This window comes from Blautia sp. 210820-DFI.6.14 (assembly GCF_020558815.1).
Classification (GTDB): domain Bacteria; phylum Bacillota; class Clostridia; order Lachnospirales; family Lachnospiraceae; genus Blautia_A; species Blautia_A obeum.
In genome coordinates, this window is the sequence record NZ_JAJCKS010000046.1 from 1 (window position 1) to 11,105 (window position 11,105).

General features: G+C 36.5%; 13 protein-coding genes and 2 pseudogenes. 14 read left to right on the forward strand and 1 reads right to left on the reverse strand.

Features of this window, described 5'->3' with window-relative positions:
• Positions 1-170: 170 nt before the first annotated feature.
• The 14 genes and pseudogenes from LI112_RS17105 to LI112_RS17170 form a co-directional block, all read left to right on the forward strand.
• Positions 171-302, forward strand: a pseudogene (locus LI112_RS17105) (DUF6017 domain-containing protein); the annotation flags it as partial.
• 9 nt (positions 303-311) lie between these two features.
• The gene (locus tag LI112_RS17110; RefSeq protein WP_173904363.1) at positions 312-608 is read left to right on the forward strand and encodes a hypothetical protein; all 297 of its coding nucleotides are present in this window, start codon (positions 312-314) and stop codon (positions 606-608) included.
• A 7-nt stretch (positions 609-615) separates the two neighbouring features.
• The gene (locus tag LI112_RS17115; RefSeq protein ID WP_227191146.1) at positions 616-1,020 is read left to right on the forward strand and encodes a hypothetical protein; all 405 of its coding nucleotides are present in this window, start codon (positions 616-618) and stop codon (positions 1,018-1,020) included.
• A 134-nt stretch (positions 1,021-1,154) separates the two neighbouring features.
• Positions 1,155-2,132 (forward strand): choloylglycine hydrolase, encoded by a 978-nt coding sequence (gene bsh / locus LI112_RS17120; protein ID WP_173904365.1) that lies wholly within the window; start codon positions 1,155-1,157, stop codon positions 2,130-2,132.
• A 38-nt stretch (positions 2,133-2,170) separates the two neighbouring features.
• Positions 2,171-2,851 (forward strand): GTP pyrophosphokinase family protein, encoded by a 681-nt coding sequence (locus LI112_RS17125; RefSeq protein ID WP_005360232.1) that lies wholly within the window; start codon positions 2,171-2,173, stop codon positions 2,849-2,851.
• A 35-nt stretch (positions 2,852-2,886) separates the two neighbouring features.
• Positions 2,887-4,446, forward strand: a complete 1,560-nt coding sequence (gene cls / locus LI112_RS17130; protein WP_227191147.1) for a cardiolipin synthase — start codon at positions 2,887-2,889, stop codon at positions 4,444-4,446.
• Between the two features lie 198 nt (positions 4,447-4,644).
• Positions 4,645-6,078 carry a phospholipase D family protein gene (locus tag LI112_RS17135; RefSeq protein WP_227191148.1) on the forward strand — a complete coding sequence of 478 codons (1,434 nt, stop codon included), beginning with the start codon at positions 4,645-4,647 and terminating at the stop codon, positions 6,076-6,078.
• On the forward strand, positions 6,057-6,767 hold the full coding sequence (locus tag LI112_RS17140) for a response regulator transcription factor (protein WP_227191149.1): 711 nt from the start codon (positions 6,057-6,059) through the stop codon (positions 6,765-6,767). The genes LI112_RS17135 and LI112_RS17140 overlap by 22 nt, the downstream gene beginning before the upstream one ends.
• Entirely contained in the window at positions 6,767-7,810 is a 1,044-nt protein-coding gene (locus tag LI112_RS17145; RefSeq protein WP_005421561.1) for a HAMP domain-containing sensor histidine kinase, read from the forward strand. The genes LI112_RS17140 and LI112_RS17145 overlap by 1 nt, the downstream gene beginning before the upstream one ends.
• A 33-nt stretch (positions 7,811-7,843) precedes the next feature.
• Positions 7,844-8,908, forward strand: a complete 1,065-nt coding sequence (locus tag LI112_RS17150; RefSeq protein ID WP_055066635.1) for an FUSC family protein — start codon at positions 7,844-7,846, stop codon at positions 8,906-8,908.
• The gene (locus LI112_RS17155) at positions 8,898-9,470 is read left to right on the forward strand and encodes a CDP-alcohol phosphatidyltransferase family protein (protein ID WP_227191150.1); all 573 of its coding nucleotides are present in this window, start codon (positions 8,898-8,900) and stop codon (positions 9,468-9,470) included. The genes LI112_RS17150 and LI112_RS17155 overlap by 11 nt, the downstream gene beginning before the upstream one ends.
• 55 nt (positions 9,471-9,525) lie before the next feature.
• Positions 9,526-9,660, forward strand: a pseudogene (locus LI112_RS18575) (DNA polymerase IV); the annotation flags it as partial.
• Between the two features lie 5 nt (positions 9,661-9,665).
• On the forward strand, positions 9,666-9,911 hold the full coding sequence (locus LI112_RS17165) for a hypothetical protein (RefSeq protein WP_044924549.1): 246 nt from the start codon (positions 9,666-9,668) through the stop codon (positions 9,909-9,911).
• 235 nt (positions 9,912-10,146) lie between these two features.
• Entirely contained in the window at positions 10,147-10,716 is a 570-nt protein-coding gene (locus LI112_RS17170; protein ID WP_227191151.1) for a hypothetical protein, read from the forward strand.
• A 68-nt stretch (positions 10,717-10,784) separates the two neighbouring features.
• Here LI112_RS17170 and LI112_RS17175 read toward each other — a convergent pair whose 3' ends face one another.
• The gene (locus tag LI112_RS17175; RefSeq protein ID WP_227191152.1) at positions 10,785-10,994 is read right to left on the reverse strand and encodes a DUF6219 family protein; all 210 of its coding nucleotides are present in this window, start codon (positions 10,992-10,994) and stop codon (positions 10,785-10,787) included.
• Positions 10,995-11,105: the final 111 nt, after the last annotated feature.

An 11,105-nucleotide genomic window follows, 5' to 3' on the forward strand; every position in this document is an offset into this window, starting at 1 on the left:
GCAATGTCTGTTTGGAACTTTACTATCTATAAAAGTTCCAGGCAGGCATTTTTTATTTCCTGAATCCTGGAGGAAAGGAGTCAAGATGACTGAACCAAACAGGCAATCAGGAGAAAATGAAGAAAGAATCATAGAAATTGAGATTGAGCGTCTTCGACCGTTCAAAGAGCATCCGTGGTAACACCACAAAGGTGAAGAACATTAAGAAATATTTATTAGCAGCCCTGTTTAATGCACCGTCAACGATGAACGGGTATTATCAGGCAGAGGTGAACCATGATATGCTAGGACTGGTAAGATAGGAGGTACACATGTTTATTTTAAAACTTGCTGGAAAGATATTATTACTGCCGGTATGGCTGATCCTTTTTGTGATCGGCCTGGCAGTGAAGATGACAGTACAGACTTATGCGGTTGTAAGGGGAATCCTTGGTTTTATATTCACTTTGTTGATTATAGCAACTGCATACTGTTACCATGACTTGGTACAGGTTGCGTTTCTGTTTTCGCTGAGTGTAATTCTGTATCTGATCCTGTTTGCAGGAGTGTTCGTAGATACTGTACTGGACATGACAAGAGAACGTATTATTGATTTTATTATATCGTGAGGAGGATATGAAAATGAGCAAAAACAATGATTATATTCAGTTACCACCACTAAAAAAAGACACACCGTCCGATGTGGTAGCATTTATGTGGGAGTACATGAAAGTACCGGAGAATTCAAGAGAAAAAGTTAAGAATTTGCTTAAAGATGCAAATGAAAATGGCGTAAAATTAAGTCATCGGGCACCAACACTGTATGATGTTGTCCCAAAAGAAGAAATTGCTGAATTTGAAGAGCTTATGCGCAAAACCATAGCTGACATTGTATCAGAAGCCAGTAGCGTTGCCTGTTGGGTGTATGTGCAGAAATATGTGAAGCACAAAACCCTAAACGAAATGCTGCAAGAATTGCCAGACGTAGGTCAATTCATCCTAGCTATGGATACCTGGTTTGAAAAACTGATGGAGAAATAATCTAGGAAAATAGTTTAAAGTTTACATGTTATGATCATGTATGAAGTTGGAACAAAATAAAAGAATTGTGCTATAATATTGTTCAAGAAAAAGCTCATTGACATATTTCAATCTATTTAGGAGGATAAACGATCATGTGTACAGCAGCAACTTATAAAACAAAAGATTTTTACTTTGGACGAACCCTCGATTATGAATTCTCTTATGGTGATCAGATAGTAATTACACCACGTAATTATGCGTTTAATTTTCGCCATGTTGGCGATATGAAAAATCATTATGCAATTATTGGAATGGCTCATGTTGCTGAGGATTGTCCTTTGTATTATGATGCTATGAATGAAAAAGGAGTGGCAATGGCAGGACTGAATTTTGTCGGAAATGCTGTTTATGCCGCGATTAAGCCAGATGTGGAAAATATTGCACAGTTTGAATTTATTCCGTGGATTTTAAGTCAGTGTTCTTCTTTAGTTGAAGTTCGCGAGCTTCTTGAACGAATTAATATTGTTAATACTCCTTTCAGCGAGCAATTACCATTAGCACAATTACACTGGATCATTTCTGATGAGAATGAGTCAATTACGGTAGAATCTATGTCAGATGGTTTGCATATTTATGACAATCCAGTAGGAGTGCTTACGAATAATCCGCCATTTCCACAGCAGATGTTTCAACTAAATAATTATATGTATTTATCTCCTAAACAGCCCAGAAATACTTTCTGCGAAAATTTGGCTCTTGATGCATATAGTAGAGGTATGGGAGGATTAGGTCTTCCGGGAGATCTCTCATCTTCCTCACGCTTTGTACGTGTAGCTTTTACAAAGGTAAATGCAATTTCAGGTGAATCAGAGGAAGAAAGCGTTAGCCAATTCTTCCACATTCTCGGATCTGTGGATCAGCAACGAGGATGTTGCGAAGTAGCGGATGGAAAATATGAAATCACATTGTATACGTCGTGTTGTAATGTTACAAAAGGTATTTATTATTACAATACTTATGAAAACCATCAGATCAGTGCAGTAGATATGCATGTAGAAAATCTGGATAGTGATAAAATGATTTGTTATCCAGTAATTCAAGGAGAACGAATCAACTATCAAAATAAATAATGTTTTGAAATCAGGGATGAGGTAGAAAGGAAAGTTCCATGACAAAAGATGAAGTAAAAAAACTCAGGATGAACAGTCCGGAATCACTACAGTTTTTAAATAATGCTACAAAATTTTATAATTTAATGATGATGTATCGTTGTGCTATTCGGGAGATACAAACTAAACTTGAGGTTTTGGATGATGAATTTTCAGTTGAGAACAATCGAAATCCTATTTCTTTTATAAAAACAAGAATTAAGCAGCCCAATAGTATTTACGATAAACTACAGAAGATGGGATATGAATTTACAACAGAAAATATACAGACATATCTCAATGATGTAGCAGGCGTTCGAATAGTTTGTGCGTTTATTGACGATATTTATATGATATCAGATTTGATTACCCAACAGGATGATATTAAAGTTATTGAAATAAAAGATTATATAAAAAATCCAAAATCGAATGGTTATCGAAGCTATCATATGATTGTTGAAATACCAGTATTTTTTGCTAAGGGTAAAACACCTATGCGTGTAGAATTACAGATTCGAACCAATGGTATGGATTTCTGGGCAACATTGGAACATCAACTTCGCTATAAAAAAGGAATTGAAGAAATGCCTGGCTATGATGAGATAAGTGAAGAATTACTTCATTCTGCAAGAGCTATCATTGAAGCAGATAATGAAATGCAGAGAATAAAAGACAAAATTGGTATGTTCCACGAAATTTAGGGAGAAAACTGAGCAAGTAGGAAGGTGGAATATATATGAAACAAGATACTTTAGAGGGCAAAGCAAAAACAAAAAACGGAGTAAAACGATTGTGTTTTTCCATAATCTGCATTCTTCTAGAAGTAGTTTTTATTATTACTATTGTAACACGCTTAAATGAATATGCAGAAATCATAAATCTATTTACAAGGATTTTAAGTGGAATTTTAGTTTTGAGATTGTATGCATCAGATAAGACATCTTCCATGAAAATGCCTTGGGTTATATTAATTTTAATTTTCCCAATTATGGGTGTAGGCCTATATTTATTGATTGGTTTGAATGGTGGCACACATAAAATGCGTGAGCGATATGCAGAAATTGATAGCAAATTGTTACCAATGCTTTCCGATAATCAGGAGTGTTTAAGCAGAATAAACGAAACGATTCCGAAGGCAGGAAATATTGCAAGTTATATACAAAGAAATTCGCAGTATCCAATCTATCAGAATACGGATGTGATGTATTTCGATGAAGCAGTAAAGGGATTAGAGACCCAGCTTGAAGATCTTGCAAAGGCACAGAAGTTTATCTTCATGGAGTATCATGCTATAGAAGATGCAGAGGCGTGGCATAAGATCCAAAAGATTCTGGAAGAACGAGTAAAAGTTGGAGTGGAAGTACGCATATTTTATGATGATATGGGTTCTATAGGATTTATTAATACTGATTTTGTAAAAAAAATGGAGTGCGTAGGAATTCATTGCCGTGTATTCAATCCGTTTGTACCAGGTTTAAATTTGTTCTTGAACAATCGTGATCATAGAAAAATAACAGTTATTGATGGAAAAGTCGGATTTACAGGTGGATATAATCTAGCAAACGAATATTTTAATTACACACACCCGTATGGACAGTGGAAAGATACAGGTATTCGTTTAGAAGGAGATGCTGTTCAGTCGCTTACGGTGACATTTTTGGAAATGTGGAATGCAGTAAGTGATAAGGATGCTAATGATTCTGATTTTAGTAAATACCTTTTCCACTATGATTATGCGGCACAGCAAACTGGGTTTGTTCAACCTTATGCAGACAGCCCTATGGATAATGAGCAAGTAGGAGAAGAAGTTTATATCAGTATGATAAATAAAGCTGAAAAATATTGTTGGTTTATGACTCCATATCTAATCATAACAGATGAAATGACGCATGCGTTATGTCTGGCTGCTAAGCGAGGGGTAGACGTAAGAATTATCACACCTGGTATCCCTGATAAAAAATTCATTTATAATATAACTCGTTCTTTTTATCATGGATTAGTTAAACATGGTGTTCGTGTTTATGAGTGGACTCCTGGTTTCTGTCATGCAAAAATGAGTGTGGCAGATGACTGTATGGCAACTTGTGGAACAATTAATCTGGATTATCGAAGTTTATATCACCATTTTGAAAACGGCTGTTTTATGGCAGATTGTCAGGCAGTTGTGGAAATAAAAAATGATCTGATAAGAACGATGGGAGAATGTCGTGATGTGACAGAACAATATCAAACCGGACGAAGTGCATATTTGCGACTGGGACAATTATTTATGAGATTATTTGCTGGATTGCTATAAGAATCTGATGAAACGACCTTTCAAAAAACAGTTGATTTAGAAGTTAACTGTTTTTGAAAGGCCGTTTTTGCTATATCTAACAGTCTGTTGTACAAAGAAGATTTTGCATAGATGAAAAAAACAAACCTTGTTGAGGTTAAATTGAGATTGACTTTGTATTGTATAAGTATGAAATAAAAAGGAATCAGGTGATGTACAATGAAAAAGCATAAAATATGTAAAATCCTTCTTGTTATACTGGCAATTTTTTTATGTGTGGCTTTTTATGAATTGCTCGGAACCTGCGTTGCATATAAAAAGCAGCCGGAAGTGTCCAATACAACCAAAAAAGAAACAAAAAATGGGTCATGGAACGAATGCAGTGAAAATACAGAACGGGCAGTAATCATAGAAAAGAATCCAGAAGCGCTTTTACAAAGAGTGCGTTTGATCAAGAATGCAAAAAAGGAAATTATTCTTTCTACTTTTGCATTTCAATCCGATGAAAGTGGAAAATTGATTTTAGGAGCACTGCATGATGCGGCAGACAGAGGTGTACATATTCGTCTGTTAGTAGATGGAATGGAGAGCTGGATTGATATGGAAGGAAATCCGTATTTCTATGGATTATCTTCTCATGAGAATGTTGAAATTAAACTATATAATAAGGCCAATCCGTTGAAACCATGGAAGATGATGGGTAGAATGCATGATAAATATTTGATTGCAGATGGAAAGAGATATATTCTTGGGGGAAGAAATACATACAATTATTTCCTGGGTGATTTTCCGGGACATAAGAACTATGACAGAGACGTGTTAGTGGTTTGCGATGAACCTGAGAAAGAAAATTCAGTTAACCAGTTGTTAGAGTATTTTGAAACGATATGGGAACAAGAAGACAGTGGTTATTTTCATGACAATAAAAAACTGGCAAATAGAAAATCTGTAAAGAACGCAGTTTTAGAGCTGCAGAACGGCTATCAGAAATATTTTGAAGAGAATAAGGAAAGAATCTGCGATACCGATTACACGGACGAAACTTTTGAGACAGAAAAGATTGCATTAGTGTCAAATCCTATTCACACAGGTTCCAAAGAACCAGTAGTGTGGTATCAGTTGGGAGAATTGATGAAAAATGCAAAAAATCGTGTGAAGATCCACACGCCATATATTATCTGTAATGATATGATGTATAATACATGGGAGGAGATTGCAGAGAACGTTTCAGATTTTTCTATCATGACAAATTCAGTTGCGAATAATGGGAATCCATTTGGGGCTGCCGATTATGCGAAAAACAGAAATAGAATCTTAAGTACAGGAATTAATATCTGGGAATATGAAGGCGGTTATTCATACCACGGAAAAAGTATTCTGATTGACGATGATCTGTCTGTAATCGGTTCCTTTAATATGGACATGAGAAGTGCATATCTGGATACGGAACTGATGCTTGTAATTCGCAGTAAAGATATTAATAAACAGTTGGAAGAGGGCATGATGGAATATGAAAAAGTGTCCCGCCAGATATTAGAAGGCGGAACTTATAATGATCCATATCATGTAGAGCCAATCGAATTAACAAAGAAACGTCAGAGAAAAATATTTTTGGTACAGCATCTGCTTGGATGGGCAAGGTATCTGTTTTAATAAGGAGGAAGGAAAACGTGTTTCAAATATTGATTGTAGAAGATGATAAAGAATTAAGCCAGCTATTCCAAAAAGTGCTTGAGAAGAATGGATATCAAGTCAAAAGTGCATCGGATGGAGCAGAGGCATTAGAAGTATTGGATAAGGAATATATTGATCTGATCATTTCTGATATTATGATGCCGGTTATGGATGGCTATGAACTGGTGTCAGAACTTCGTTCAGCAGGATATCAGATACCAGTGCTTATGATCACTGCGAAAGGTTCCTTTGATGATATGCGTCAGGGATTTTTTTCGGGAAGCGATGATTATATGGTAAAACCGGTAAATGTGAATGAAATGGTTTTAAGAGTCGGAGCACTGCTTCGCCGTGCACAGATATTGAATGAACACAAAATTGTGATCGGTTCAACAGAGTTTGATTATGATGCAATGACGGTTACAACTGATAAGGAAAGTCTTGTTTTACCTAAAAAACAATTCCTGCTTTTATATAAGCTTGCAGCTTCGCCAGGCAGAACATTTACAAAACAACAGTTGATGGATGAAGTATGGGGATACGAGACGGAGGCAGACCCACATACAATAGAGGTACATATAGGAAGACTCAGAGAGCGTTTTAAAGATAACCCGGATTTTGAAATCGTAACAATGCGTGGAATTGGATACAAGGTGGTGAAAAAATAATGGAACAAAAGAAAAAAAAAGGATTGCGGATCCGATCCTGTCTGACTGGTGCAATCTGGCTGGCACTTGTATTTTCAACAGTCATATCTGCTTTATTATTTGCTTTTTTGAATCATTTTTTTAATCTGCCGGGCAGCATACCTGTGCTTGGCTGGCTTTTGATTTTCAATACATTGATTGCAGGGCTGATCACTTCCTTTATCAATGCAAAGTTACTGGAACCAATTACCAGACTTAGTAAAGCAATGAAGGAAGTTTCTCAGGGAGATTTTGAACAGCATTTGGAAACGAACAGCCGTATAGCAGAAGTTGGAGAATCTTATCAAAGTTTTAACGTTATGACAAAAGAACTTCGTGCAACAGAGGTGCTGCAGATGGATTTTGTATCTAATGTTTCTCATGAGTTTAAGACCCCGATTAATGCCATTGAAGGATATACAATGCTGCTTCAGGGAGAAGAACTGTCTCCGGATCAAGAGGAATATGTAGAAAAAATCTTATTTAACACCCAAAGACTTTCCGGATTGGTTGGTAATATTTTGCTGTTATCCAAGTTAGAGAATCAGAATATACCAATGAAAAAAACAGAATATCGTCTGGATGAACAGATCCGCCAGGCATTTCTTTCATTGGAAACAAAATGGACAGAAAAAGAAATTGGTTTTCAGGTAGAATTGGAGGAAGTTAAATATACTGGGAATGAAGGACTTTTTATGCATATCTGGATAAATCTTTTGGATAATGCGATTAAGTTCAGCCCTTCAAAGGGGACAATTACGATGTTTCTGAAACAAGAACAGGATTCTGTTAAGTTCATTCTGGAAGATGAAGGACCAGGAATAGAGGATGATGTAAAATCCAGAATATTTGACAAGTTCTATCAGGTAGATGGATCTCATAAAGCAGAAGGAAATGGCCTAGGTCTTGCACTTGTAAAACGGATTGTAGATAGTGCCGGAGGAACAATCAAAGCAGAAAACCGTGAATATGGTGGATGCAGATTTGTTATAGAGCTGCCAAAGCAGAAAGATGAGATTATATAGTTTTAAGATAAATTAGAAGATGGGAGGATTTATATGACATTTTATCAGGAGCTGCAGTTAAATCAGGCAGGTTCTAAAAACCTGTTGAAAAAGAGTGAAACACTAAAAGAAAAATTATATCATATGTGGGTATATCTGGTGAAGATAGCTGTTACATTGGCATTTTGTTTTTTCTTTGTTAGTATTTTCAGCATCCTATTTGGAAATGAGAACAGCATTGTAGGTGTAGTAGTCTTATTATGTCTCATGGTGTTTAGAAATGCGGATCTGGGGATCCACACCGGACAATCTACGATGCTTTTGGCTTTGTTCTTTGTAATTATGACTGTATGTCCGCATTTGGCAAATCAGTTTTCACCGGTATTGGGAATGCTATTAAATATTGCGGCACTGGCTGTGTTGATTCTGTTCGGATGCCATAATCCATTCATGTTTAATCAATCTACATTGGTTCTTGGGTATCTGCTGCTATATGGTTATGATGTTACGGGAAAAAGCTATCAGATGCGATTAGTCGGAATGGCTTTAGGTGCAGCACTTACCTGCTTCGTATTTTATCGAAATCATAAAAACAGAACTTATAAAAGAAATCTGAAAGATCTGATACAAGAATTTGATATCACTTCTTCCAGAACAAAATGGCAGATATGTCAGATTTTATGCGTACCGATTGTCCTTTGCATTGCAGAACTTTGTAATATGCCACGTGCAATGTGGGCTGGTATTGCGGCCATGTCCGCGATTTTGCCGTTTATGGAAGATATGCACTACAGAGTCCGTAAAAGGATTGTCGGAAATATTGCAGGTGTTATATGTTTTACAGTATTATATTTTCTGCTTCCTTCGTCAATCTATGCATATATAGGAATTCTTGGTGGAATCGGTGTAGGATTTTCAGCACAATATGGCTGGCAGGCAGTATTTAACACATTTGGTGCTTTAGCCATTGCTGCAGAGACTTATGGACTACAAGGAGCGGTTAGTCTTAGAGTGATTCAAAATGTTTTTGGTGTTGTGTTTGCTTTAGCATTTTGTGTTATATTTTATTGGTTTATGTCTAAAAAAAAGGAAAGTGAGATGACCGTACATGCAGAGTGAAGTGAATCAGGAAGAAAATTTGAATAGAATTATTACGGTTCCTAATCTTCTTTCTTTTTTTCGGCTTTGTCTGATTCCGGTAATTATATGGAGTTATTGTGTAAAGAAAAATCCTCTGTTAGCTGGTGAAATCTTATTGCTGTCTGGTCTTACGGATCTTGCTGATGGATATATCGCAAGAAGATTCCATAGGATTAGTAATTTAGGAAAAATACTTGATCCGGTGGCTGATAAGCTGACACAGGCAGCGATGTTAATCTGTCTGTTTACTCGTTTTCCGCATGTGCTTCTTTTAATCGTAATAATGGCAGGTAAGGAGCTGTATATGGTAGTCAGTGGATGTCTTGTGATACGAAAGACAGGAAAAGTACATGGTGCAGACTGGCATGGAAAGATAGTAACCTTTTTATTATATGGAACTGCAGCGGTGCATATTATATGGTTCCACATTACACCGATGGTATCAGATCTGTTGATTGGTTTGTGCGCTACAATGATGGTCATATCGGTCGCTCTGTATATTATCCAGAATACCAGGACTCTTAAGGAAGAGACTGTATAAGCAATTTTATATTGCAATGACTAGAAAAATATTTAGGAGAAGATAGATATAAACAGTAGATGAAATCAGACGACGGTTTGGTTATCACAGTGTCCAGAGAGCATTTATGTATCAGGATAAAGTCTTATCAAGTTTGGATGCACAGAAATCCCACACGGTACATCCAGTAGGATATTTTAATGGGAGGTAAGTTCTTTGGAAAATTATAAAGTATATGTTGAAGTAACCGTAAAATTTAGTACTGATGGTGTTATGATGCCCGTAGAATTTATCTGGGAAGATGGAACGAAGTACATCATTGATAAAGTAAAATCAAAAGAACGATGTGCGAGTCGTAAGGCAGGTGGTACTGGAATCATGTATACGGTATTGGTAGATGGTAAGGAATGCCATTTATATTATGAATTTGATAAGTGGTTTATGGAGCGCAAGAGTGCGTAAAGATTTAAGAAAGAAAACAGGATCTGCAGAAGAGCTGACCTTTCCCTTTTGCTCTTTTCAGGTTGACATATAAGGGCATTACATCTATGTGCATGAAACAATATACCCACTATATTGTCCATGCAGATGTGGCTCTGCTCAAGAATAATTCTTATTGAGCTTCCGTCAAAATCACAGGGATGGGAGTGTAGAACGTCAGAGAAAGACGATTCAATACGAAAAGGAGATTTTGATAATGACAGAGAGAGATTATGCGATCAGATCGTTTAAAGAAGTAACCTTAAATGCAGCACGACATACAGAAGAGAGAATGGATCTGTACTATGAAAAGATGAAAGCACTGATGAACAATTATCAGGATTTGATTTTGGAAAATCAGATGGTTCTGGATGAATTAGAGCAGGAGTGTCAGGAAAAGATCAATGAGAATATGGCCTATGCCCTTCAGTATATGGATGCCTATGATTACCGCATGAATTTAGGAAAACTGAAAAAAGAAGTAAACAATATCATTCTAATCTATGGACTTTGTGATATGGTCAACCGGGCAATGACACTGGTAAAATATTTTACACCGAATTTTGGAACAGAATATTATGATGTGCTTTATGGCTGCTTCTGCAGACACAGAAAAATGACAGATATGGAAATTATGCTTGAACTGGGGATGAGCCGGGCAAGTTTTTACGGGAAGAAAAAAGTAGCTCTCCGGTATCTGGGATATTATTTTTGGGAAATCGTAGTGCCGCAGTCTGCAAACAAACGATATAAGCTATCTTTTCCAGAAACAGAAGAATATATCTGAAAGAGCCTGATGGAATTTCCCCTTTCCACCAGGCTCATATATAATGGAATACTCCCCTATTCCCCTTATTATTCCGCAGATTCTTCAGCTGCAGTTTCTTTCTTTTTTCTGGATTTGCCAGGAATCATTTTATGACCTGAGTAAATGGCCATAGCCATACAGACCAGTGAACTGAACGCAAAATATTTATGAGCTGATTTCATATCCTTGTAGCCAGTGTAGCAAGTTCCGATCATGGAAACCAGCGTACCGATAGACCAGTATTTATGTGATTTCATTTGAACCTCCTGAGCTTTTTTTATATCATACATCTTTTTTAGAAATATGCAAACTGGAATTTTCAAATTAGTCTTTGCAAATAACCTTTGAACCTTCACCGTCAATTACAA